Below are 26,125 nucleotides of genomic sequence, written 5' to 3' on the forward strand. Positions count from 1 at the left end.
TAACTCTATGATTCCGTAAAGAGTAATTTACCGATCCACCAAATAGACTGGCCAAAATTTGAAATAAGTTGTTCGCCTTGTCTAAGATAAGATCTATTTTCATCAATTCCAGCTAGTTTCAAAGCATCTCCAATTTTAGAACTCATCTGATGTGCATCACCATTTCGCATATCATAGACTCCAGCAATCACTCCAAAAATCTCACGAGCTTTTTCGTTTCCAACTTTATCAGCTAAGATACTTTCAAGAAGTTTATTTGAACCGAGCTTCTCTTTATCTTTATGCGTTGAAAGCTTACGGAGTTGTTCCTTATTCAAACGCTCAGAGAAAAAACGGGTAACTTCCTTTGCTAATCTTAATAATGATGTCTGATCCTTACTCGAAAAACGAGAGATATCCTTAAAAAAGTTTGTATCACTTATATCTTGTGAAAATAACTTAATTCCATATTCATTATAAAACCCTGCTTCTAACAACTTAGTACATTCAAATAGCTTAGTTTCAGCAGCGTGTGTAGAAGCAGGTTTTGCCTTAACCTGTGACATTAGTAATTCAGAAGAAACCTTTCCATCTGGGGCTATGTTATGGCCAGCCCAAACATGTTGCTCCCATGCTTCTAAACGGGCTATATCATAAGCATATACAGTAATGAAATCTGACGAGTTCACTCCAAAATGTATTCTATATCCAGAAGTCGAATGAATAGCCCCAGTTTCTGCCGTATACCATTCAAGAAAAAATCCTCTATAACTAAGCAATTCATTAGCAACACTAGAACGAAACCATAGCCAACGACCTATATCTTCATCGTTTAATGAAGCAGCATTCATTCTTGTCCCATCAGTTTCCACAACGAAATTTGGTAATGTATCGTTTTGATCTCTACGAACACGTATACTTTTTCTTTGATGATGAATCCATTCATCCCTCCAAAACTCTCCTTCTACTCGTACACCTTGATATCCACCTGTATGACCTTTTGATGTTTCATAGTCTGTATTGTCATCATTTTCAGGCCCCATTACTGGTGCATCTTCACCTTCATCGACATCTGTTCTCCAAACTCTAAAAGATGCCCATCCACCTCCAAAAACATCATTTACATTGCGAATAAGTAACTCAAATCTTCCATCGTTTCGCTGTTCTTTAAAATTTGTTAAATCTGCATAAGCACTACTTGCCAAGGATTCAACATTTTCTACTCTTTGACGATAATATGAGAGTCGAAGTGTTAAACCTCTTGCAGCTAAATAATCTATTAAAAATTCTCTTTTAATTTCTATGAGTACATGGTTACCTTTTTCATCAAAGACCTCACGAACAACTTCAACAAAATTTTCCTCAGGTCTTATCCAGCTTTGACCTTCCTTAATTAAACCCAGAGCAACTATCAAGTCTGGATTAAGTATCCACCTTCTTCCACCAATAACAGGTTGTGGATATTCAAAAACTAAATGGACACCTATAGGTTCTCTATCATTGCGTTCATACTGATCAATTGGAGAGTAATGACCATCATTATATGCATATGGTTTACCAATTGAACTAATACCTATATCACTCCAACTTAAGTTATTTGCTTTATCTACATGCTCTGGTGGAAATGCAACTGATCCACATCCAAAAAACTCACTTTCAAAACCTATATTTTTGACAGAGTCTTTTTCATTGGTCTGTGACGCTCTAAGAGGAATCCAAGTTGAATTATTGAAACTTCTGCGAGTCTCTTGAATTTGAAGAATCCAGTTTTTTTTATCCACATTATTTCCTCTATATACTTTAATTCATTAAGATTAAGCTTACCCATTATTAATATAATATATTTTAAAATAAGTTAATTAAGATAAAAAATAAAAAGATTTTAAAAAATAATATTCCTTTAAAGTACATAGAGCCAATTTATTACAAATTGGCTTCACGTTAGACTTCATGGTAATATTTTGCCAAGCAATTTAAATCAAAAAATCAGTGATCTTCTGGCTTTTGATCAGTATGTTCAAGTAAAGAATCCAAATAATCAGCCCATTCTTGCATCATCTCTCTACGATTATTTAGAAATTTAGTCCGGTTATAAGCTGTCCCATTATTATCCTTTACTTTATGAGCTAACTGATGCTCAATAAAATCTACACGTTGCTCTAAAATTTCATCAAGCATAGTCCGCGCAGTTGCCCTGAAACCATGGGCAGTCTGTTCACCAGCATAACCCAATCGCTTTAAAGCTGAGTTAATGGTATTGTCAGAAATATAAGTTTTTCCATCCCGCCCTACAAAGATATATTCACTGTAAGGGTGTAAATCAATGATTGACTCTATTAGATCAAAGGCTTGATCTGATAAAGGCACAATATGAAGCTGTTTGGTTTTACTAGCCGTAAATTTAAAACAACGCTCCTCACGGTAGAAAAACTCCTTTTTAAGCATTCGTATCTCACCCGGTCGCTGAAAGGTCAATACAATGATTTTTAACGCAACCTGTGTTGTCAGCAAGCAACGAGGATAAATTTTGGAGTAGTTCCAAATTTTATTCAGCATAGGTGCTAAGTCTTGCTCTTCTGTCACTGCTGCAAAATTTCCGCCCTGTGGTTTTGGTAGTTCAATATCTTCAATAGGATTGTATTGAATCAGCTTTTTCTTACGTGCCGATTTAAATATTTGATTGAGGTCTGATTTAAGACGTTTGGCAACAGACAAAGCGCCACGTTCTACAATGCGTTTAAAGACCTTTATCTCAAGTACTTCCAACGTAAGCTGAGGAAAAGTTAGATCACCAATATAAGGATAAACATCGTGATTTAAACGACGGACTGTTTCTTCATCCTGTTTTTGTTCCAGTTCACGTTTATACAACCATGATTCAGCAATAACACGAAAGGTATTTTCTGCTTCTTTCTGCTTCTGTGACTTGGTTTCAATCCGCTCCATTGCTGGGTCAATCCCCTGCTTAATGAGCTTCTTATATTCATCTCGTATGGTACGAGCATCATCTAGTGAAACTTCTGGGTAAGTACCCAAAGATAAATCGTTACGTTTGCCCAAAAACGGACGTGTATAATTGAATATCCAGTATTTGCTACCACTCTGGTCAATACGCAAATACAAGTTTCCCCCATCTGACAATTTATATATTTTATCAGTATCAGGTTTAGCTTTTTTAACTTGTAAAGCACTAAGCTTATTTATTCCACGGGTCGTCATAACTCAGACATAAAAAAATGCAGTAAGAGATTATCTTACTGCATTTTTTACTACTTTATAACTGCTCATTGACGTACTGTGTCATAGCTTGCTATATCGCTAATTTCTAACTTTAACCTTATAAATCAATTATTTATAGAGTGTTAAACAGTGTCAGAAATTTGAATTTGGCGGAAGCGGTGAGATTCGAACTCACGGAGGACTCACACCCTCGTCGGTTTTCAAGACCGGTGCATTAAACCGCTCTGCCACGCTTCCAACGAGCGCTATAATATAAATAAAAACTCAAGTTGGCAAACCTTTTATTTAACTTTTAATTCAAACGCTCAAAATAAATACAAATTAATTTAATTTTCTGAATTTTCGTTCTTTTCATAGCGAATTGTATTGATATACCAAAGCTTTTTTCCAGATGGCGTGTGTACTTCAATCTCATCATCTACTTGTTTACCGAGCAGTGCACGAGCCATCGGCGATTCAATTGAGATATGTTGCGGGTGATGATCATAAATTTCATCGATCCCTACAATACGTAAAGTTTTTTGCTCACCTTCTTCGTTTTCAATCTCTACCCAAGCTCCGAAGTAAACCTTGCCATCTTGCTCAGGTGCGTAATCAATGATTTTTAATTCTTCTAACCGTTTTCCTAAATAGCGTACTCGTCGATCAATTTTTCTAAGTAGCTGTTTATTATATTGATAATCGGCATTTTCACTGCGGTCACCTAAGCTTGCAGCCCAATTCACTTTCTTTGTGATTTCCGGTCGTTCTTCATGCCAAAGTTGTTTTAATTCAGCAACTAATTTGTCATGCCCAGATCGAGTGATTAAGTTAGATTTCATGATTAAAAACCACTGTTCAACAACATATCGCTTACAAGATGTAGCATTTTATACCCTATTTTCTCATATCAGAAGTGTATAAATTTTCTTCCTTAAGAAATTCATGTGTTTATGATGATATATCGAATATTTAATTGTACGAAATTTGACAATACTTTTTTTCAATACTATGATGCGCGCAGATTAAATGTTGAGCAATTTTTAACCTTCTAGAAAACTATGTAGATTTTCTACACAGTTTGTTTTTTTCATTTCATGTCATTTTGAATGACGTCATGACTGCCCACCCCTTATTGAATTTATCAACTTTTAGAAGTTATGGCAGCTTTTTGTCTGACTTTTGGGGCATAAATTACCTGTAGCGGAGACAACATGCACAGTAATTCAAGTTCAGGGTCGAGGCTTTGCCTTAACTCTTTATTTTCTTCTCTCCCGTTAAAAGCACTTGCACTCAGTACTATGCTTTTTCCATTTCATAGTATTAATGCAGGAAAAACCCTACAGTACAATACTGTAGTAAATACAAATACTTTAACTGTTGTTGCGGTAGAAAGCCCGACAACCGTTTTCAAAGAAGATCAGTTTTTACATGGTTTTGGTTACGACTTAGCCCGTAACTATGCACAAAGCCTTAATGTAAAGCTGGACTTTAAAATCGTGGCAGACAATGCCACTGCACTTAGATGGGTTCAGCAAGGTAAAGCAAACTTTGCGATGACGACCGCTGGTTTAAGTACCATCGAGAACAAAGGTTTGATGTCTTTTTCTGCAAGCTGTGGTGACACAGTCGATTTGCAAAAAAATGGTTTAAATCCTGAGTTAAGCTGGGTGTTTAAACAAGCTGATGACCCCCTCACCCAGACCGCCAGCGGCTTTGTATGCCAAAGTAAGCAAAATGGTGTGACTCAGCAACTCGCTTCTTTTTACAATCGTAATGTGGTGAAACCAGAAGCTTGGTCAACCATTCAACGTGACTTAACGACACGTTTACCGATTTATAAAGCGAGCTTTAAACAAAGTGCAGCTAAATACGATCTCGACTGGCATTTACTTGCCGCAATTGGTTATCAAGAATCATATTTAAAGCCAGAATCTGTTTCTCCCACAGGTGTTCGTGGCTTAATGATGCTGACCAATAGCACTGCTCGAGCAATGGGTGTGAGCAATCGTAGTGATCCGGTTCAAAGCATTCAAGGTGGCGCGAAGTATTACGACCAGATGTTAAGTGAATATGATGATATTCCTTTCCCTGATCGGAACTGGTATGCGCTGGTGGCCTATAATATGGGACCAGGTGCGGTAAACCAGATTCAGAAGCGCTTGCAAGCACAAGGGAAAGATCCGAACCAATGGGTTAATCTCTACGATTATTTGCAAAGTAATAAAACGCGTAATGGTCGATATAAGCAAGCGGTTCAATATGTCACGCGTATTCGTGCTTATCTTGAACATATCAAAACAGCGCAAACACGAATTAATATCTAATTTTATTATTTAAAAGTTGATAAATTCTTTGTTTGTGTGAATAAAAAGCTTACCTCTTGGGGTAAGCTTTTTATATGAATTCTTTTAGATTTAAGCTGTATGCTCTAATACTTTCTTAAACAAATCTTTTTGTTCTTGGCTTGGCTTAGCTGTTTGTAAAGCCATTAATTGAGACATATCGCCTTGAACTTTAATTTTACCAGTCATGAATGCCTGCATAGCAGCAGCCATATCAAACTCTAAGAATACTTTACGTAAAGTTTCAGCATCCATATTTAAAGTTGTTTTGGCATTTGAAGACAAACCTTTTTGGATTTTACCCCCATCTAAAGCTAATTCGGTATTTCCAGAAGCATCTGTAACTACTAAATTAATTGCCAAATTCGCAAGAGCAGGTGGCAAATTAAGATCCCCTGCTTCAGCAGTTAATTTTTCGACAGTAGCAAACCAATCTTCAGTTAAAAATGCAGGCATGATTCTTCCTCAAATTTATTTGTTCAATTTCTCTAGTTGTCTATCCAGACAACATCATGTGAAGCAATTCTGCTTGAGCGTTGTTATAGCATGTAATTTAAATTTAGGGCTATGACTTTTTGTACGGAACATTCATTTTTTAGTATTTTGATACATTAAAGGCACTTGTTTATAAAGTGCCTTTAATATTGTCTATATCTAGCGTTTATTCAGCAGCAAAGCTTAAGTTCACGACATCTAAACGGTTTTTAAGCTCTTCTGGATCTTTAAAATCTAACTCGCGCTGAGAATCTAAAGCTTCAAAATCGAACAATTCACGGTCCGCTAACTGAGACGGCGATACGTTTTGTAACGCACCGAAAATACTGTGTAAGCGTTTCGGATATTGTTTATCCCAGTCACGCAGCATTTCATTAAGCATTGCACGCTGTAAGTTTTCCTGCGAACCACAAAGGTTACATGGAATGATTGGGAACTGACGTAACTCCGCATATTTGATGATGTCTTTTTCTTCAACATATGCCAATGGACGAATCAGAATATTCTTCTTGTCCGATGATAAAAGCTTTGGAGGCATCGCCTTTAAACTTCCGCCATGAAACAAGTTTAAGAAGAACGTTGCAAGAATATCATCACGGTGATGTCCTAAAGCAACTTTAGTCGCACCAATTTCTTGTGCAAAGCCATATAAAGAACCACGGCGTAAACGTGAACATACTGCACAGTAGGTTTTACCTTCCGGTGTCAAACGTTTAGTAATGGTATAGGTGTCTTTTTCTAAAATGTAATATGGAATGTTATTTTCTTCCATATAACGAGGTAAGACATCTTCAGGAAAGCCGGGTTGCTTTTGGTCAAGGTTAACCGCAACAACATCAAAATTGATTGGTGCAATACGTTTAAACTGCAACATGATATCGAGCAAGGTATAACTGTCTTTACCACCAGACACACACACCATGACCTTATCGCCCTCTTCAATCATATTGAAGTCACGAATAGCATGCCCAACTTGACGGCGAAGCTTCTTGAGCAAACGGTAATAGGCCGAGCTTGTTGGAAGTTCAGGCTTAAAATTAAATCCCTGATTGGACTCAACTGGCGCGTACATAGACGAGATATACCCATAAATAAAAATACCGCGCAATTTTATATGATTCAGAAGAGAATCGCATCAAAAGAATAGTTTCAATTCTTGAAGTCGTCACATTGCTCATGCATGATGCAAAAGTGATGCTCTATTTTTGACTGAAGCGTTCAAAAAATGTGCAAAATGCTTACTTTTTGGACTTTTCCACAGTTTTCCACAAAACCTGTGGATAAAATTGTGGATTTCTTCGTACTTGACAAACTGTTTTGACCTTCTGTTAAGGGTTTTATTTAAATTGATCATTTTTTAACCAATGTTTTTTATCCTTTAATATCAACATGTTATTCAAGTCAATAGAATCATTTTAAAAATAATTTTTAATTTTTTTTGATGAGCATTCGAACAAAACAGCTTGATTTTTTGAAAGAGTCGAAATAAAAAAAATTACACAAAACTTCTTTAAGTAATATTTTTTGATAAACTCTTTGGCAAGTTTTAAATACCTTAAAATTGTGAATAACATAAAATGAAAAATTCGGTTCAATTTATTATTTCTTGTTTGCTGGGGATGACCACTTTTACGGTCGGCATAACTTCGAGTTCAGCAGGCCAAATGTATATTTACCAAGATAAAAATGGTAGTACATTGCTCACCAACCGAAAAAGTTATGATCAATCACTTAAAAAAGTAAAAGTGACTTACTACCCTGATAGTAATATTCATAGTTATACGAACTGGGGAGCATCAGAAGCTTCAGTTCTGCCAAGCTACAATAAAAATAAAAATGCTTTTGACCATATTATTAAACAAGCTGCTCTACAGCATGGTGTATCTGAAGGCTTAATTAAGGCTGTCATGCATACTGAGTCAGGATTTAACGTCAATGCCCGCTCTCCAGTAGGCGCGCAAGGTCTTATGCAACTCATGCCTGCGACTGCACGTCGATTTAACGTGACCAATGCCTTTGATGCTCAGCAAAATATTTTTGCAGGTGCAAAATATTTAAGCTGGTTACTCAAACGTTTTGGGGGTAATACTCAAATGGCGCTTGCTGCTTATAATGCTGGCGAAGGAAACGTTGATAAATACGGCGGTATTCCACCTTTTCGTGAAACACAAGATTACGTGCGCCGTGTAACAAGCCGATATCAAAACTTATATTCATCTGGTTCGGGTTTTTCATCTTTTTCTAATACTTCAGCACAAGTCACCTCTCAATCTTCTAATTCAGTGGAAAACACAACAGCTCAAATAGCAGCACCGGCTCCTAAATATTCCAATTCTCGTCAAATTGTGACTTTATCTAATGGAACATTTACTGATGCGCCTACAGGTACTTATGTCACAAACAATGCCACAGCAATTGCACATATTCGAATAGAGTAAGAACGTTTACTGAGGGTTTATTCCGTCAAGTTTATGTGTTTTAAATTGTAATGATCTATTACCTGATCCTTACCATTTAGGCGAATTTAGCCAATTATTCTTTAAATTTAGGTACATTCTACTTCGTGAAAGAATGTATCAATTCCTTATTTTTTTCTTGAATTTTTCCCCTAAGCCCCGCATATTAGCTGCATGATTTAGAATTTGTAAATCAGATAACATTTTATTTATAAGAGGATTTTCTCAATGATGCGGATTGGTTTGTTTTTGCTTACCAACCTCGCGGTACTGGTTGTAGCTGGCATTATTTTGTCACTCTTCGGTGTCGGTAGTTACCATGGCGCGGGTGGCTTGAATCTAGGCAACCTTTTAGTGATCTGTTTTGTGTTTGGTATGGTGGGATCTTTAATCTCGTTATTCATGTCAAAATGGATGGCTAAGAAAACGACCGGTACAGAACTGATCGACCCGAATGCTCCTCGTAACCAAGCTGAAAGCTGGTTATTGCAAACAGTCGCTGAACTTTCTCAACGTTCTGGTATTAACATGCCAGAGGTTGGTATTTTTCCATCATATCAATCCAATGCCTTTGCAACAGGCTGGAATAAGAATGATGCCTTAGTTGCCGTTTCATCTGGTCTACTTGAACGTATGAACAAAGATGAGCTACGTGCTGTGCTTGCGCACGAGATTGGTCACGTTGCGAATGGTGACATGGTTACCCTAGCACTCATCCAAGGTGTCGTGAACGCCTTTGTTATGTTCTTTGCTCGCGTAGTCGGTGATTTTATCGACCGTAATGTTTTTGGTCGTCAAGATGATCAAGCCCCAGGTATGGGTTATTTCCTCATTACCATGGTATTAGATATCGTCTTTGGTATTCTCGCTTCTGCGATTGTGATGTGGTTCTCTCGTTATCGTGAATACCGTGCTGATGAAGCAGGTGCACGTTTAGCAGGTAAACAAGCAATGATTTCTGCATTATTACGTCTACAAGCTGAGACAGAATTGCCAGATCAAATGCCAAAAGAAATGAAAGCTTTCGCGATTGCGGAAGGTAAAGAACAAGGCTTTAGCTTAGCTGCTTTGTTCCAAACCCACCCAACAATTGAACAACGTGTGGCAGCTTTACATCAATTAGATTGCCCATAAAACGTTTAAAGTGAAGAAATAAAGCCTCCAACTGGAGGCTTTATTTTTATTACATGGTTTGATAGAGATCCCAAAGATAACTTGCACCCCACCAAACAGCGAAGCCAATTAAAAGCAGTACAAACGCGCCTAATAAATCGGGTATATGTAACCATAACCAACTCACCACAGGATTACGCCAGAAAGCTGAGTGCTGCTGCTTTTTTTCGAGCTTTTCATGCAAATATGGATGAACAACATGAATATCGCTCTGAATCGCATATTCTTCACGTATGTGTGTATGAACCACATCTAATGCTTTTCTACTAGGACGTATAAAAATATCAAAAATAGTCCCAGCAACTGGAACAAAACCCACTACAGCATCTACAACAGCGAGTTTGATAACTGGAGTTAACTTATGTTGTGGTACACCAATCTGTTTAGCTTTATAAATCGCATAACACGTCAGCACAAAACCTGCGACATCACCGGCAATCGGAATCGTGCTCAGTGCAGCATCAGCACCAATGCCCTGCTTCGTAAAAGGAATGCGCACTGCGCTGTCCATCATGGTGGCAAACTTGGCAAGGTCTCGTTCTAATGCGATGACCTGTTGCTCTGTTAATTTTTTTTCTTGAGGCATCTAAATCAAATATATGAAGAGAAGTTAAACTTAATATACTTGATTTGATACCTCTTTTTAAATTGTTTACTTTTAACTAGATGCTTTCGATCTAAATAGTGAACGCAATAACACATACATAACTGGAATAAAGAATAAAACCAGCACCGTACCAAACATCACGCCACCTAAAATACTAATACCGATTTCTTGACGGCTCACAGCCCCAGCACCTTGAGCAAATACAAGAGGAATCACACCTGCACCAAAAGCTAAAGATGTCATTAAAATCGGTCTTAGACGCAAGCTAGCGCCCTCTAAAGCCGCCTGAATGGCATTCTTACCCTTTTCTTGAGCCAAGGCTGCAAACTCAACAATTAAAATTGCGTTTTTACATGACAGGCCAATTGTGGTTAACAGTGCAATCTGGAAATATACATCATTTGGTAATCCGAAAATATAAGAGAAAATGACACTTCCTCCGACACCTAGCGGAATAGAGGTCATCACAGCGGCTGGAATGCTCAAGCTTTCATAAAGAGCGGCTAAACATAAGAAAATAAAGCCTGCCGAAATTAAATATAACCAGACGGCCTGATTTGTCGACTTCTGTTCTTCAAAAGATAAACCTGTCCAAGCTAAACCGACATCTTTTTGCTGATTTACAAGTTGTTCAACATCTTTCATTGCCTGACCTGAACTGCTACCACTCGCAACATCTGCTTGTAACTGCAAGGCGCTATAACCCATATAGCGTTTTACGATTTCAGGAGCACCACCCCAGCTAAAGTTAGCAAATGAACTAAAAGGCACCATTTCATTTTGGTTGTTACGCACAGACCAGTTATATAAATCTTCAGGTTTCGATCTGAACTCGGCATCACCTTGAATCATGACACGCTTAATACGGCCACGGTCAATAAAGTCATTTACATATGTTCCGCCCCACGCACTCGACAAAGTGTTGTTAATTGCAGGTAGTTCTAAACCATTTGCTAATGCTTGTTTCTGATCAATTTTGATATTGAGATTTGCTTTACTATTGGTTGATTGCTTATCAAAGTTTTCAAAAGTTGAATAATTTTTACTTTGAGTTTGCAATTGACGGAAGGTGCTATCTAGAAAATCTTGTCCTTGCCCATTTAAATCTTGAATCCATAAATCCATACCATCGGTTTGACCTAAACCATTTACTGAAGGTGGTAAAGTCACATTAATTTGAGCATTATTTAATTGACTAAAATATTTCATTGCCCGCTTTTGTATAGCATCCGCTGAGTTTTCTTTTCCAGTACGCACATCCCACGGTTTTAAAGCAATGAACCCTTGTGCTAAATTTTGCCCTGTACCCGAATTGTTTCGACCATAGCGGATTAAGACTAAATCCACATTTTTGTCTTCTTGAGTTAAGAAATATTGACGAACTTGTTCACCAATTTTCTGACTTTGAGAAATTGGAGCACTATCAACAAGCTTAATTTGAACGCTTAAAATGCCTTGATCTTCTTTAGGAATAAATCCACTTTTTAAACCGCTATAGAACAGGGCAAAAATAGCAATCAAAGCCACAAAAATCACAACAACCGACTTACTGTAACGAATGCTTGTTTGAACGATCTTGATATATTGATTTTTAAGTTGATCAATCTTTTGGTTAAACCAAACTGCCCAGCGCATAGGCTGAGGATTAGGCTTTAAAATTAAGGCACACAATGCTGGTGTTAGGACTAATGCAACAACAAGCGATAACGCCATAGCGGCAACTAAGGTAATTGAAAACTGGCGGTAAATCACCCCAATTGAACCACCTAAAAAAGACATTGGAATAAAAACAGCAGTTAGTACCAATGTAATCCCAATTAAAGCACCACTAATTTCGCCCATTGACTCTATAGCTGCTTCTTTGGGTGTTAAGTGCTGTTCATGCATGAGCCGTTCAACGTTTTCCACGACTACAATAGCATCATCCACTAACAAACCAATCGCGAGTACCAGTGCAAATAAGGTTAAGGTGTTAATGCTAAAACCGAGCACATATAAAACAGCAAAAGTTCCTAAAATAACAACCGGAACGGTAATACTCGGAATGAGTGTCGCGCGCCAGCTTTGCAAGAACAAAAACATTACCAGAATAACTAAAATAATCGCTTCAATAAGCGTCTTTACGACTTCCTTAATCGACTCTTGAACAAACGGCGTGTTATCACGTGGATAAACAATTTTATAACCCGCAGGTAGTTTAGTTGTAAGCTGATCTAGAGTTTGATGGATGAGTTTAGAAGTTTGAATGGCATTTGCACCCGAAGACAGAGAAATACCTAAACCTGCGGCAGGATAACCATTAATGGTGTTAAAAGACTGATAGTTTTCTGCACCCAACTCAACTCTAGCAATATCTTTTAGATAGACATAACTCGCTGTTTGGTTTGATTTCACTACAATATTTTTAAAATCTTCGACTGTTTTTAGTCGAGAACCAGCTGTAACTTTAGTATTTAAATATTGTCCATCAATAACAGGTAAATCACCAATTGCACCCGCAGCCACTTGGGTATTTTGAGCGGTGATTGCATTGGCAACATCACTTGGCATTAAATTATATTGTTTTAATTTATCAGGGTTTAACCAGATTCGCATTGCATATTGCGAACCGAAAACATCAGACTCACCCACTCCTTCAATACGGTTCAGGTTATCGACCACGTGTGTCGTTAAATAGTCTGATAGCTCAATATTCCCCGCTTTACCAGTCGAGTCATATAAACCCACCACCATAAAAGTATCGCCCAGAGACTTACTTACCGTCACCCCTTGGCGTTGTACTTCATCTGGTAAACGTCTTATCACGCCACTAATGCTATTTTGTACTTGCACCTGTGCCGTATCTGGATTTGTTCCATTATCAAAACTAATCGTAATTCGGCTACGTCCCGACGAATCACTTGTAGAGCTGAAATAAAGTAAGTGATCAATACCTTGTATTTGCTGTTCTAAAATCTGAGTAACACTTTGCTCAACCGTCTGTGCATCTGCCCCACTATAACTTGCCGATACTGTAATTTTTGGTGGTGCAATATCGGGATAGCGTTCTACTGGCAAATTCATAACCGAGAAAATACCAAATGCCATAACAATAATTGCGAGTACACTGGCAAAAATAGGGCGCTGAATAAAAAATTTAGATAGCATGGCTGCTCAGAATTAAGTCGTCAATTAACAGGTGGCAATACCGAATTCGGCATCTTGATCATCAACGAGCGATATATAAAAGACAAGTAGAATTAACACAATAAATGCAATTAGGACAAAAACAAAGCAGGAATGAGCATTTCCTACAAACCCATAAAGAAGGTTTTAACAAGTGTCACTGAAAATTCATGAATTCTTCATGATCAAGTCAAACTCAATAAGCAGACTAGAGCCGTTTCAACTAAAACAATATGAGTAGAATTATGTTTAAAAGAGCAATTTTATGCTTAAGTTTAATTAGCTTGGTTGGTTGTAATGACGATGATAAAACCGAAAACACGCCTACTACACCAGAATACCAACTACCTAAAATTTTAGTAATAGGACATCGTGGCGCTAGCGCTTTACGCCCTGAACACACTTTAGCTTCATATCAAAAAGCTATTGATGATGGTGCAGATTTTATTGAACCGGATTTAGTGTCTACAAAAGACGGCGTGTTAGTTACTCGCCATGAAAATGAGATTGGTGGAACAACTAATGTAAGCACTTTAACTCAGTTTACAGACCGTAAAACAACAAAAAATATTGATGGTAAAGACCTAACAGGTTGGTTTACAGAAGACTTCACTTTAAGTGAATTACAGCAGCTTAAAGCTCGTGAACGTATTCCAGAGTTCCGACCTGCAAACACAGCTTATAATGATCTCTACCCTGTCCCGACTCTAGAACAAGTGATTGAGCTGGCAGAAGCAAATTATAAAAAAACGGGAAAAATTATTGGCTTATATATTGAAACTAAACATCCGACTTACTTTAAAAATCATAATCTGGCAATGGAAGATACCCTTCTTAAAACCTTAGCCAAATATAAATATACACGTGATATTGCACCTGTCTATTTACAGTCTTTTGAAGTTCAAAACTTAAAAGATTTAAAAAGGGAGCTTGATCTTCATAAGACGCTTAAACATGCACAAATTATTCAATTATATGATGCTAAAACTTCGCAACCAGCCGACTTTGTTGAATCTGGTGAAACTAAAACTTATGCTGATTTAGCCACAGCACAAGGCTTAAAAGACGTAGCTAAATATGCAAACGGTGTAGGACCAAGTAAAAGTTATATTCTAAACTTTAATGACAATGGCTCAGTTCAAACGACTTCGTTTATTTCTGATGCGCATAAAGCTGGCTTAAAAGTACATCCTTATACTTTCCGTCCAGAAAATAATTTCTTACCAACGCCTTTAAAATGCAGTCAAGATAAACCAGCTGAGCGCTGCCCAACTGGTGCTTTAAAAGAATTTGAAGCCTATTTCAAAGCGGGTGTTGATGGAGTCTTTACAGATGACCCAGCACTTGGCCGTGAAGCCGTTATTAATTATGAAAAAGCCGCAAAATAATTAAAGTTTTTAATAAAAAACAGGGCAATAAATGCCCTGTTTTTTATTTCTCTACGACATTATCAAAATAAAGTGGGATCCACTGATATTGCTCAGCGTTTACTTTATAAACATGACCAATGCCTGGGAATGGTAAATGTGGTGCTGCGACCCATTGCTGTTTATTTGAAATTTCAGCGAACATTTTTAAACGGGTATTAATCGCCTGCTCAGAATTCACATCAAAATCTACACCAGTTTTTGGAGCATCAAACTGCAAAGAATGCGAGTGAACAATGTCTCCAACAAAAATAATTTGCTGATCATTACTTTTTAAGCGAAAGCTATGATGCCCAGGTGTATGACCTCGCGTATCGATCACTTCAAAACCTTGAATAACATCACCATCTTTAAATGTCTTGAATGCTTTTTTTGCTTGATATGGAGCAAGAGCAGTTTTTATGTTTTTCACAGTACCTAAATAGTTTTGCTTTTTATCTGCTGGTACTGTTTTTTCAGAAGCAGGATTTAGCCAGTAATCAGCCTCGCGTTCATGTGCATATATAGTTGCATTTGGAAATACAGCTTTCCCATTTTGAGCAATTCCGCAAACATGGTCTGGGTGTAAATGTGTGAGCAACACTGTTTTTACATTAGCAAGTTGATAACCTGCCAATTCAATATTTTTTGCAATCGAACCCAATTGTGGGCCAAAACAACTTGCTGCACCACTGTCGACAAGCGTTAAACTCTTACCATCATCTACTAAAAATGCATTGACCGAAGTTTGGATACCCTTCTCATTCACAGCAGCATATTTAGTTAATATTTTAGTTTTCTGAGTCTGATTTAAATTTTTAAACAAGTTAGGATTTAGATAAATCGTGCCATCAAGTAAAGACGTTACACGGTATTTTCCGAATTGATGCTTATAATATCCAGGTACTTGTTGAGTAGGAGTTTGCTCAGCATACGCAGCATGCATGCTACAAAATGCAAGACCCAAAGCTACACATAATTTTTTCATCTCTTCTTCTCTATTCAGTTATAAAGTCAAAATCTTTAAAAAAGATTTAATAATTTTTTAAGACCCAAATTATATAATGCATGAAATGTGTCAGAAATATAAGTAAATGAATAGCTATTCTCCTTATAAAGGTAAAACAGGCCTTAAGCGTATATTAAATGCAACCGGCTACTCGATTTCCGGATTTAAAGCAGCATATAAAAATGAAGCAGCTTTCCGTCAAATTGTTTTGATTAATCTTATTTTAATTCCAGTTAGTTTCTTTCTTGACGTAACCCGCAGTGAACACGTCTTACTCATTATTGTATGTCTATTTGCAATGATCGTTGAATTGTTCAACTCGGCTATTGAAGCAGTCGTTGATCGAGTTTCTCTTGAAAAACATCAGCTTTCTAAAAATGCTAAAGATATGGGAAGTGCGGCTCAATTTGTTGCGCTTTCTATTATTGCTATTACATGGTTGTTCATTTTATTTGGATAAAAAAAACCATGCTTATAAGTAAATAAGCATGGCTGTAACAAAGAGGAACTTCTAGCTGCTGTTCCTGTTTTTTAATATAAGTTATTGAAATTAACTATTTCTTAAAATCACGTAAAAATAAAAAATCCCTGTATAAACAGGGATTTTTTTGGTTAAAGCGTTGATGCGTTATTACATCATTCCGCCCATACCACCCATACCGCCCATATCTGGAACAGCTGGTTTATCTTCTGGAATGTCAGTAATCATACATTCTGTAGTTAACATTAAACCAGCTACAGAAGCAGCGTGTTCAAGTGCAGAACGAGTTACTTTAGCTGGGTCAAGAATACCCATTTCTAACATATCGCCATATTCGCCAGTTGCAGCGTTATAACCGAAGTTACCTTCACCAGCTTTAACTGCATTGATAACTACAGATGGCTCATCACCAGCGTTTGAAACGATTTGACGAAGTGGAGCTTCGATCGCACGGCGTAAAATATTGATACCCGCTGTTTGATCGTCGTTAGCACCTTTTAGGTTGTCTAATACATTTACAGCACGTACTAGCGCAACACCACCACCAGCAACCACACCTTCTTCAACTGCTGCACGAGTTGCATGAAGTGCGTCGTCTACGCGGTCTTTCTTCTCTTTCATTTCAACTTCAGTTGCCGCACCAATTTTAATTACAGCAACACCGCCTGCTAATTTAGCAACACGTTCTTGTAATTTTTCACGGTCGTATTCTGAAGAAGATTCTTCAATTTGAGCACGGATTTGCTGAACACGCTCAGCAATAGCAGCTGCATCACCAGCACCATCAACAATTACAGTGTTTTCTTTAGAAACAGTGATCTTGTGTGCAGTACCTAAATCTTGAAGAGTTGCTTGTTCTAAAGACATACCAACTTCTTCAGAAATAACAGTTGCGCCAGTCAAGATTGCGATGTCTTGAAGCATTGCTTTACGACGGTCACCGAAACCAGGAGCTTTAACAGCACATACTTTGATAATACCACGCATGTTGTTTACAACAAGAGTAGCAAGTGCTTCGCCTTCAACATCTTCAGCGATGATAAGAAGTGGTTTACCAGTTTTCGCAACTGCTTCTAAAACAGAAATCAATTCACGAATATTACCGATTTTTTTGTCAACAAGAAGAATGAACGGGTTTTCAAGCTCAGCTGTTAAAGTATCTTGCTTGTTTGCAAAGTACGGAGAGATATAACCACGGTCAAACTGCATACCTTCTACAACGTCTAAAGCGTCTTCGAAGCCAGAACCTTCTTCTACAGTGATTACGCCTTCTTTACCTACTTTTTCCATCGCTTGAGCGATAAGTTTACCAACAGTAGTGTCAGAGTTAGCAGAGATAGAACCAACTTGTTCGATCGCTTTAAAATCATCAGCAGGTTTTGCATTTGAACGGATATTTTCAACTACAGTTTTTACTGCGATATCGATACCACGTTTTAAATCCATTGGGTTCATGCCTGCAGTTACAGATTTGATCCCTTCATTTAAAATTGCTTGAGCAAGTACAGTTGCAGTTGTAGTACCGTCACCAGCGATGTCGTTAGTTTTGCTAGAAACTTCACGAACAAGTTGAGCACCCATGTTTTCAAACTTGTCTTTTAAAGAAATTTCTTTAGCAACAGTTACACCGTCTTTAGTGATGTGCGGAGCACCGAAAGAACGGTCAATCACTACGTTACGACCTTTAGGGCCTAAAGTCACTTTAACAGCATCTGCAAGTACGTTTACGCCTGCAATCATTTTTGAGCGAGCTGAATCACCAAATTTTACGTCTTTAGCTGACATATTAAACTCCAAATCTTTTTAAATACTGAATCTGATAATGAATTGAGTTATGGATTGATTAGCCTTCCAACACAGCTAAAATGTCTGACTCTTTCATGATTAAGAGTTCTTCACCACTTACTTTCACTGTTGTACCTGCATAAGTACCAAACAATACTTTGTCACCAACTTTAACATCCAAAGCACGTACGCCATTCTCAGTGATTTGACCATTACCTACTGCAATTACTTCACCTTGAGATGGTTTTTCAGCAGCAGAACCTGGAAGTAAAATACCACCAGCAGTTTTGGTTTCTTCTTCTACGCGACGAATTACAACGCGATCATGTAATGGACGAATGTTGCTCATAATTAACTCCATCAGACTAAGTCTTTTTGATTAATCGTTATTGCTTTAATCCAGAGCAATAACAAAATATTTAGATGTCACTTTTGTGGGGATGAAAAAAAAGGCTTCAAGGGGAAAATGAAAAAAAACTTATCTTTTTCGAATATTTTTTAAACAATCAAATAATTAAACTCATCTAAACCAAATCAATCAGAAGTGAATTCAGCCAGCTGTGCATTAAACCAATAATGATTAATTCTTCCTTCATTTGAAATGACATTAAAACTATTTGGAACATGATAATGCAAACGGCTAGATGTCGCTGTTCCTGCATGAATATCATAAATAGGATGATCTATTTCTAATTGATAAATTTGCGTTAAATCATATACGGCTGTTTTATGAAGATGCCCATGTAGCATACCAAATAGCCCGGTCTTACTCCATTTTTCGAGAGCCATTTTCCCTAATACGGGACAATCTTTAATACCATGCTCATCATCAGGCGGGGTATAAAAAGGCTGATGAAAAACCACTAATTTGATTTTATTCTCTGGCCCTTGCTGTAATCGCTCATATGTAGTTTGAATTTGCTCAATCGAAATATGTCCACGCGTATGATAACGGCGACGTATACTGTTTACGCCAACAATATAGAAATGTTCAGTTTCTAAAGTTGGTTCAAGCTGGCCAAAAAAATATTGATAGCGAGTAAATGGTGAGAAAAAACGGTTCCAGACATGATACAACGGAATATCGTGATTACCAGGCACAACAAGATAAGGAATATTAAGACTATCTAAAAACTGACGACAATTATAAAACTGTTGATATCTGGCTCGCTGAGTGATATCTCCACTCACAACAATAACTTCAGGTTTATGTTCGGTACAAAAAAGCCGAATTGCATCTAAACAGGCCTCAATTTCTGTTCCAAAATGCAAATCAGACAGATGTAATAACATTGGGCACCATAATATTTAAAGCATTCTTTTCTACAGTGAAATTTAATGGTGTTTTCATCTCTAAAATTTCACCATCTAAAGCTACAGTAAGTTTTGATTTTTTTGCACATTCAACAATGACATGATCAGCACAAAAACTATAAACATCTTTTGTCTCTTCAACCTTTCCCTGAATCCATTGCCAAAGCATATGTAATAAACTAAGCCTATCACTTTTTGTAATGACTACTCCAGCGACTCTCCCCTGTGCAGCACAATCAGCAATTCTTAATTTCATATCACATAGTTGAAGTTGATTATTACCAAAGAAAATTAGAGGGGTTTTGACTGGATATTTTTTTCCATCAACCGTGACGGAAAGCTTCATAGATTTATTTTCTCTTAATAAAACATCCAAAGCTGAGGTATACGCATGTAAAGGCAAACGTCCTAAGTATTTATTGTAGAGCTCACGTTTTTTTATAAACAATGGATAAAGGCCTAGGCTCGCATTATTTAAATAAATATGATCATTAATAGTCGCAATATGTACAGAACGGGGTGTTCCTGTAGCAATGACTTCAGCCGCCTCTAACAAATCCAAAGGAATATCTAAAACTTTAGCGACGTAGTTAAAAGTTCCCAAAGGTAAAATTCCCATAGGAATATTCGTATGACGAAGTTTTGATGCCACTGCATTTAACGTCCCGTCCCCACCCGCTGCCACAACAACACCTAAATTTGCGTTTTGACTATGCCGATGAATCACTTGATTCATTAAATCATCAAATGAAACATCTTCCGATAATTCAAAAACTTGTATTTCAAAACCAAATTCGGTGAGTACAGTCATTAATTGTTCATACATATCTTCATGTTTTGAAGCATGAAAACCCGACTTCTGGTTATAGATGATAGAGAGAGGTTTTAAAGTCCGCATTTTTATTATCTTAAAGAGGATTCACCTTGTATTTTGTATAGAAAATCGCCTAATAAAAGTCTCTTTATGTAAATTTCGAATGATGATCATTTGTTTAATCAATAATAATTCTCAAGAAAAATTTAAACATCAAGTTATTGATTTTAAAAAAAATAAATAATATAAATAACACACATACAACATAAAAATGTAAAGAATAAAATACACCAAAAAACAATAAACATATGATTTAAATTAAAAAAAATAAAAAATCAAAATATCTATTTCTTATTCTTTAGTCTTATTTTTTTTATGATTTTGTGCTTTAATACAGCCACTTTTTTATTTGATCTTTCATTGTAACTCAATGAATGACTTGTACGTTGTACATATTTTGAATAGGCCTCACCATGACCACAGTGAACGCACCAGAATTCGTTCGTCATCCTAAGCTTATCGCATGGGTTGAAGAAATTGCAAACTTAACCAAACCAGCAAAAATCGAATGGTGTGACGGAAGCGAAGAAGAGTATCAACGTCTAATCGACTTGATGATCGCTAACGGCACCATGCAGAAATTAAACCAAGAAAAACATCCTGGTTCTTATCTTGCAAATTCTGACCCATCTGATGTTGCGCGTGTTGAAGATCGTACTTACATTTGCTCTCAAAAGAAAGAAGATGCTGGTGCGACAAACAACTGGGAAGAACCAGCTGTTATGCGTGAAAAGTTAAATGGTTTGTTCGAGGGATCAATGGAAGGTCGTACAATGTACGTTGTGCCTTTCTCTATGGGTCCACTTGGAAGCCATATTGCTCATATCGGTATTGAATTAACTGACTCTCCTTACGTTGCTGTTAGCATGCGCAAAATGGCACGTATGGGTAAAGCAGTTTATGACGTGTTAGGTACAGACGGCGAATTTATTCCTTGTATTCATACCGTAGGTGCTCCACTTGCTGAAGGGCAAAAAGACGTTGCATGGCCTTGTAACCCTGAAAAATACATCGTTCATTACCCAGAAACTCGTGAAATCTGGTCTTACGGTTCTGGTTATGGCGGTAACGCATTACTTGGTAAAAAATGTTTAGCACTTCGTATCGCTTCTGTTATGGGTCGCGAACAAGGTTGGTTAGCTGAACATATGCTTATTCTTGGTGTGACTAACCCACAAGGTGAAAAGCACTATATCGCTGCAGCATTCCCATCTGCGTGTGGTAAAACAAACTTCGCAATGTTAATTCCACCAGCAGGCTATGAAGGCTGGAAAATTGAGACTGTAGGTGACGATATTGCTTGGATCAAACCAGGTGAAGACGGTCGTCTATACGCAATCAATCCAGAAGCTGGTTTCTTTGGTGTTGCTCCTGGTACAAATACCAAGACTAACCCTAACTGTATGGCAACTCTTCACAAAGATGTTATCTATACAAACGTTGCGGTAACTAATGATGGTCAAGTATGGTGGGAAGGTCTTTCTAAAGAAATTCCAACTAACTTAACTAACTGGAAAGGTCAACCTCACGTAAATGGTGAAAAAGCTGCTCATCCAAATGCGCGCTTCACTGTTGCTGCTGGTCAATGCCCTTCTATCGATGCTGACTGGGAAAATCCAGCAGGTGTTCCAATTTCTGCATTTATCTTCGGTGGTCGCCGTGCAGATACGGTTCCTTTAGTTTCTGAAGCTTTTGATTGGGTTGATGGCGTTTATAAAGCTGCAACTATGGGTTCTGAAACTACTGCTGCGGCTGTTGGTCAACAAGGTATCGTTCGTCGTGACCCATTCGCGATGCTTCCATTTGCTGGCTACAACATGGCTGACTACTTTGATCACTGGTTAAGCCTTGGTCAAGAAGTAAGTACAAAAGCTGAAGCTGCTGGTAATAAATTACCAAAAATCTTCAATGTAAACTGGTTCCGTCGTGATGCTGAAGGCAACTTCGTATGGCCTGGTTTCGGTCAAAACATGCGTGTTCTTGAGTGGATCATTGACCGTTGTGAAGGTCGTGCAAACGCTGTTGAAACACCAATTGGCCTTGTTCCAACTTACGATGACTTGAACTGGGAAGGTACTGAATTCTCTAAAGAAGAATTTGACCTTATCACAGCTCAAGATAAAGATCAGTGGGTTACTGAAATTGAAAGCCACACTGAGTTATTCAATAAACTTGGTGAGCGCTTACCAAAAGCATTAAAAGAACGTCAAGCAGCTTTACTTGAAGCTGTAAAAACTGGCTTCTAATTGCTAAATATAAAAAAGGTCGCCTTGTGCGGCCTTTTTTATTATGCGGCATCATCTTTTTGTCGACGTCCCGTCAAATAGCTTTCCAAATTTTTTACTTGTTTTTCATCAAATACCAAACCTAACTTAGTTCTACGCCACAATATATCTTCTGCCGTATTTGCCCATTCATTTTCACATAAATACTGAACTTCAGATTCGAATAAACCGTGACCAAAATCTTGCCCTAACTGCTCAAGAGCTTTTCGCTCATGCAAAATACCCAAAACCCTAGAGCCATAGGCATTTGCCCAACGAGTAGCGAGCTGCTCGGTTACCCCTTCAACTTGGTTTTGAATCTTTATAACTAAATCTTCAAGTGTGGTCCAATTCTCCGCCCCAGGTAACACTTCATTTGCAGTCCACTCATCTCCCATATTTGTAAAAAACGGGTCAAGATGCTCCAGAGCCGATTCAGCTAATTTCCGATAAGTTGTAATCTTTCCACCAAATACCGACAGCAAGGGAGTTGTTTTATCTTCAACTTGCAATGCCAAAGTATAGTCACGTGTAACTGCAGAAGGATTATCTGACTCATCATCACATAAAGCTCGAACTCCAGAAAACTGACTGACGATATCTGTACGGGTGAGCTGCTTTTTAAAATGTGAATTTGTGACTGTCAAAAGATAATCTATTTCTACATCGGTAATCTCTACCTTTTGTGGATCACCTGTATATTCCTGATCTGTGGTACCAATTAATGTGTATTTTTCTAAATAAGGAATGGCAAACACGATGCGTCTGTCTTCATTTTGCATGATAAATGCTTTATGACAATCATAGAGTTTAGGCACAACAATATGACTTCCTTGTATCAGCCGAATTTGATATGGCGATTTTAATTGTAGGTTTTCACTAATAATTTCTTCGACCCAAGGGCCTGCTGCATTCACTAAGGCTTTTGCTCGTATTTGATAAGACTCAGCCCCGCTTTGTAGTTCCAAATGCCACAATTCTTGTTGTCTATAAGCCTTAACACATCTTGTCCGTGTTACAACTTTGGCACCCTTCTCTTTAGCTTGTAGCGCATTCAATACAACAAGACGTGCATCATCTACAGTACAGTCCGAATATTCAAAGCCACGCGTTATAGCTGGTTTTAGGGGACTATCTTCTTTGAAGTAGATAAGATTTGACCCTAATAATTTTTCTCGTTTTCCTAGATGATCATAAAAAAATAGGCCTGCCCGAATTAACCACGCAGGACGCAAATGTGGCCGATGAGGCATAATAAAACGCATTGGTTTAATAATATGCGGAGCTTTAGCCAACAAGACTTCACGCTCTGCTAAAGCCTCTCTAACCAACCGAAATTCTTTATGTTCTAAATAGCGCAAACCGCCGTGAATTAATTTACTGCTCGCAGATGAGGTATGACTAGCCAAATCATCTTTTTCACATAAAAATACCGATAAGCCCCGACCTGCCGCATCATTAGCAATACCGACGCCATTAATACCACCACCAATCACGGCAGTGTCATATATTTTTGAATAATCATTAGGCTGTACTGTCATTTCTCATTTTCTTTTTATTGTTGATCTTATAAAAATTAAAACATCAAATTGATGAAACAACAATCAAAAAAGTAGAATAATCAATTTTAAATAACCGAGTATTTACCGTTAATTGATTACCCTACTATTGAATTTAACCAGTTAAAGAACAGATCAATCCTCAGCCCAACTTTGACTACGCTTAACTGCCTTCAGCCAACCTTTATAAATAACTTCAGATTGCTCACAAGACATTTTTGGTTCAAATACCTTTTCTATGGCAGACTTATTTCTTAACTCGTGAAGATCTTGCCAGAAACCCGTTGCCAATCCTGCAAGAAAAGCTGCACCCAAAGCGGTAGTTTCTTTCATTATTGGGCGTTCGACTGGTGTAGCTAAAATATCGGACTGAAATTGCATCAAGAAATTATTTTCTGTTACCCCACCATCGACTCTAAGTGTACGAAGCTCTTCTTCTGCATCTTGCTGCATAGCATCAAGTACATCTCTTGTCTGGTAAGCAATTGACTCTAAAGTTGCACGAATAATATGTTCTATACTTGCTCCACGAGTGAGACCAAAGATTGCCCCACGCGCTGTCGGGTCCCAATAGGGAGCACCTAAACCTGTAAAAGCAGGTACAACATATACACCATTGCTGTCTTTTACACGTGTTGCATAAAGCTCAGAGTCTTTAGCGTTCTTAATTACCTTTAACTCATCACGAAGCCACTGTACGCAAGAGCCACCATTAAACACGGCACCCTCTAAGGCATAGTTCACTTCACCATTTGCACCACATGCAATCGTCGTCAGTAAACCATGCTCTGAACGAACAATCTTTTTACCCGTGTTCATGAGTAGAAAACAGCCTGTGCCATAGGTATTTTTTGCTTGTCCGGGTTCTACACACATTTGCCCGAAAAGTGCAGCTTGTTGATCCCCTGCTATACCGGCAATCGGAATCCCCACTTCTTGCCCGCTAATGGTATGTGTGTATCCATAAACCTCAGATGAACTACGCACCTCTGGTAGCATTGCTCTAGGAATATCTAAAGCTTGTAAAAGTTTTTCATCCCATTCGAGCTTTTCAATATCAAAAAGCATGGTTCGCGAAGCATTGGTAAAATCAGTGACATGGGCTGCGCCATTGGTTAATTTCCAGATTAACCATGTGTCCACCGTACCAAACAATAACTCTCCTCGCTCAGCGCGCTCACGACTTCCTTTTACATGGTCCAAAATCCATTTAATTTTTGTAGCAGAAAAATAAGGATCAATAACTAAGCCAGTTGTTTTACGAATATATTCTTGCCAACCCGCTTTATGCAATTGATTACATATTTCAGTTGTCTGTCGGCTTTGCCAAACAATCGCGTTGTAAATCGGCTTGCCTGTTTTCTTATCCCATACAATTGTGGTTTCCCGTTGGTTTGTAATCCCAATTGCTGCAACTTGTTCACTCTTGATGCCAGCTTGAGCTAGAGCTTCTACCCAAACAGCACTTTGTGTGGCCCAAATTTCCATAGGATCATGCTCAACCCAACCTGGCTGCGGATAAATCTGAGTAAATTCTTTTTGAGCAATACTTACAACGTTAGCATCATGATCTAAAACAATTGCTCTTGAGCTTGTTGTTCCCTGATCAAAAGCAACAATATATTTTTTCGGGCAATTTGACATCTGAATGTCCCTTTCATTATCCACACACATCTAGTCCACAATGCCAAGACATCATGCCTACCTGTATTTATTTAAAATTTTCTTTGGAATATATCATTATTTTTAAGAGATATAGGTTTTCTTGGCTTAAACATTACGCATTCTTTATCACTTTTTACTACTTGGAAAAAATAGTATGTCAAAGATTGGAGCAAGACTATAAAAATGAGCTGATCGGCTAATTTGAAATCGCATGAATATTCAACTTATTCCTTTGCTTAAATAATAAACATTGTTTTACAGACATAAAAAAAATAAAGTGAAATACTCCTTTGGATAATATGTAAAAACGGAATAAAACTTCTCTTTTT

Annotated in this window: 20 protein-coding genes and 1 tRNA gene; 6 read left to right on the forward strand and 15 right to left on the reverse strand. The window is 37.7% G+C overall.

Annotation, left to right across the window (positions count from 1 at the left end; genetic code table 11):
* Window positions 1-5 precede the first annotated feature (5 nt).
* From F886_RS16925 to greB, 4 genes are all read right to left on the reverse strand, one after another.
* Entirely contained in the window at window positions 6-1,760 is a 1,755-nt protein-coding gene (locus F886_RS16925) for a hypothetical protein (protein ID WP_005307864.1), read from the reverse strand.
* Window positions 1,761-1,965: 205 nt separating this feature from the next.
* Complete coding sequence (locus F886_RS16930; RefSeq protein ID WP_005307867.1) at window positions 1,966-3,198, reverse strand: tyrosine-type recombinase/integrase; 1,233 nt, start codon at window positions 3,196-3,198, stop codon at window positions 1,966-1,968.
* 168 nt (window positions 3,199-3,366) lie between these two features.
* A tRNA-Ser gene (locus F886_RS16935) sits at window positions 3,367-3,456 on the reverse strand.
* A gap of 89 nt (window positions 3,457-3,545) precedes the next feature.
* Entirely contained in the window at window positions 3,546-4,040 is a 495-nt protein-coding gene (gene greB / locus F886_RS16940; protein WP_005307869.1) for a transcription elongation factor GreB, read from the reverse strand.
* A 372-nt stretch (window positions 4,041-4,412) separates the two neighbouring features.
* On the opposite strand from greB, the gene F886_RS16945 reads away from it, so the two are divergent.
* A complete protein-coding gene (locus F886_RS16945; RefSeq protein ID WP_005307871.1) occupies window positions 4,413-5,525 on the forward strand; it encodes an MltF family protein in 1,113 nt (370 codons plus the stop codon).
* 90 nt (window positions 5,526-5,615) lie between these two features.
* On the opposite strand, the gene F886_RS16950 is transcribed toward F886_RS16945, so the two are convergent.
* Both F886_RS16950 and ttcA read right to left on the reverse strand, forming a co-directional pair.
* Window positions 5,616-5,999 carry an SCP2 sterol-binding domain-containing protein gene (locus F886_RS16950; RefSeq protein WP_002118641.1) on the reverse strand — a complete coding sequence of 128 codons (384 nt, stop codon included), beginning with the start codon at window positions 5,997-5,999 and terminating at the stop codon, window positions 5,616-5,618.
* Between the two features lie 205 nt (window positions 6,000-6,204).
* Entirely contained in the window at window positions 6,205-7,110 is a 906-nt protein-coding gene (gene ttcA / locus F886_RS16955; protein ID WP_005307874.1) for a tRNA 2-thiocytidine(32) synthetase TtcA, read from the reverse strand.
* A gap of 505 nt (window positions 7,111-7,615) precedes the next feature.
* Here ttcA and F886_RS16960 point away from each other — a divergent pair.
* Both F886_RS16960 and htpX read left to right on the forward strand, forming a co-directional pair.
* On the forward strand, window positions 7,616-8,476 hold the full coding sequence (locus F886_RS16960) for a lytic transglycosylase domain-containing protein (RefSeq protein WP_034591274.1): 861 nt from the start codon (window positions 7,616-7,618) through the stop codon (window positions 8,474-8,476).
* A gap of 246 nt (window positions 8,477-8,722) precedes the next feature.
* A complete protein-coding gene (gene htpX / locus F886_RS16965; RefSeq protein WP_005307880.1) occupies window positions 8,723-9,628 on the forward strand; it encodes a protease HtpX in 906 nt (301 codons plus the stop codon).
* A gap of 49 nt (window positions 9,629-9,677) precedes the next feature.
* On the opposite strand, the gene F886_RS16970 is transcribed toward htpX, so the two are convergent.
* Window positions 9,678-10,253, reverse strand: coding sequence for a DUF4112 domain-containing protein (locus tag F886_RS16970; protein WP_005307882.1), 576 nt, complete (start codon window positions 10,251-10,253; stop codon window positions 9,678-9,680).
* A 72-nt stretch (window positions 10,254-10,325) separates the two neighbouring features.
* Complete coding sequence (locus F886_RS16975; RefSeq protein ID WP_005307884.1) at window positions 10,326-13,421, reverse strand: multidrug efflux RND transporter permease subunit; 3,096 nt, start codon at window positions 13,419-13,421, stop codon at window positions 10,326-10,328.
* A gap of 263 nt (window positions 13,422-13,684) precedes the next feature.
* On the opposite strand from F886_RS16975, the gene F886_RS16980 reads away from it, so the two are divergent.
* Entirely contained in the window at window positions 13,685-14,827 is a 1,143-nt protein-coding gene (locus tag F886_RS16980; protein ID WP_005307886.1) for a glycerophosphodiester phosphodiesterase, read from the forward strand.
* Window positions 14,828-14,870: 43 nt separating this feature from the next.
* On the opposite strand, the gene F886_RS16985 is transcribed toward F886_RS16980, so the two are convergent.
* Entirely contained in the window at window positions 14,871-15,833 is a 963-nt protein-coding gene (locus F886_RS16985) for an MBL fold metallo-hydrolase (protein WP_005307889.1), read from the reverse strand.
* Window positions 15,834-15,939: 106 nt separating this feature from the next.
* Here F886_RS16985 and F886_RS16990 point away from each other — a divergent pair, with 106 nt between their 5' ends.
* Window positions 15,940-16,314 carry a diacylglycerol kinase gene (locus F886_RS16990; RefSeq protein ID WP_005307893.1) on the forward strand — a complete coding sequence of 125 codons (375 nt, stop codon included), beginning with the start codon at window positions 15,940-15,942 and terminating at the stop codon, window positions 16,312-16,314.
* Window positions 16,315-16,485: 171 nt separating this feature from the next.
* Here the strand turns inward: F886_RS16990 and groL are convergent, their stop codons facing one another.
* The 4 genes from groL to F886_RS17010 form a co-directional block, all read right to left on the reverse strand.
* Window positions 16,486-18,120 (reverse strand): chaperonin GroEL, encoded by a 1,635-nt coding sequence (gene groL, locus F886_RS16995; RefSeq protein WP_005307896.1) that lies wholly within the window; start codon window positions 18,118-18,120, stop codon window positions 16,486-16,488.
* Between the two features lie 58 nt (window positions 18,121-18,178).
* On the reverse strand, window positions 18,179-18,469 hold the full coding sequence (locus F886_RS17000) for a co-chaperone GroES (protein ID WP_002120604.1): 291 nt from the start codon (window positions 18,467-18,469) through the stop codon (window positions 18,179-18,181).
* 185 nt (window positions 18,470-18,654) lie between these two features.
* Window positions 18,655-19,413 carry a metallophosphoesterase family protein gene (locus F886_RS17005; RefSeq protein WP_005307899.1) on the reverse strand — a complete coding sequence of 253 codons (759 nt, stop codon included), beginning with the start codon at window positions 19,411-19,413 and terminating at the stop codon, window positions 18,655-18,657.
* Window positions 19,394-20,332, reverse strand: a complete 939-nt coding sequence (locus F886_RS17010) for a diacylglycerol/lipid kinase family protein (RefSeq protein WP_005307901.1) — start codon at window positions 20,330-20,332, stop codon at window positions 19,394-19,396. Before F886_RS17010 ends, F886_RS17005 begins: the two co-directional genes overlap by 20 nt.
* A gap of 389 nt (window positions 20,333-20,721) precedes the next feature.
* Here F886_RS17010 and F886_RS17015 point away from each other — a divergent pair, with 389 nt between their 5' ends.
* Window positions 20,722-22,554 (forward strand): phosphoenolpyruvate carboxykinase (GTP), encoded by a 1,833-nt coding sequence (locus F886_RS17015; protein WP_005307903.1) that lies wholly within the window; start codon window positions 20,722-20,724, stop codon window positions 22,552-22,554.
* A 41-nt stretch (window positions 22,555-22,595) separates the two neighbouring features.
* Here the strand turns inward: F886_RS17015 and glpD are convergent, their stop codons facing one another.
* Both glpD and glpK read right to left on the reverse strand, forming a co-directional pair.
* Window positions 22,596-24,113 carry a glycerol-3-phosphate dehydrogenase gene (gene glpD, locus F886_RS17020; protein ID WP_005307905.1) on the reverse strand — a complete coding sequence of 506 codons (1,518 nt, stop codon included), beginning with the start codon at window positions 24,111-24,113 and terminating at the stop codon, window positions 22,596-22,598.
* A 153-nt stretch (window positions 24,114-24,266) separates the two neighbouring features.
* Window positions 24,267-25,775: a glycerol kinase GlpK gene (gene glpK / locus F886_RS17025; RefSeq protein ID WP_005307907.1), complete on the reverse strand. Its 1,509-nt coding sequence runs from the start codon at window positions 25,773-25,775 to the stop codon at window positions 24,267-24,269.
* Between the last annotated feature and the right edge of the window lie 350 nt (window positions 25,776-26,125).

Source organism: Acinetobacter sp. NIPH 542, from assembly GCF_000369825.1.
GTDB lineage: Bacteria > Pseudomonadota > Gammaproteobacteria > Pseudomonadales > Moraxellaceae > Acinetobacter > Acinetobacter oleivorans.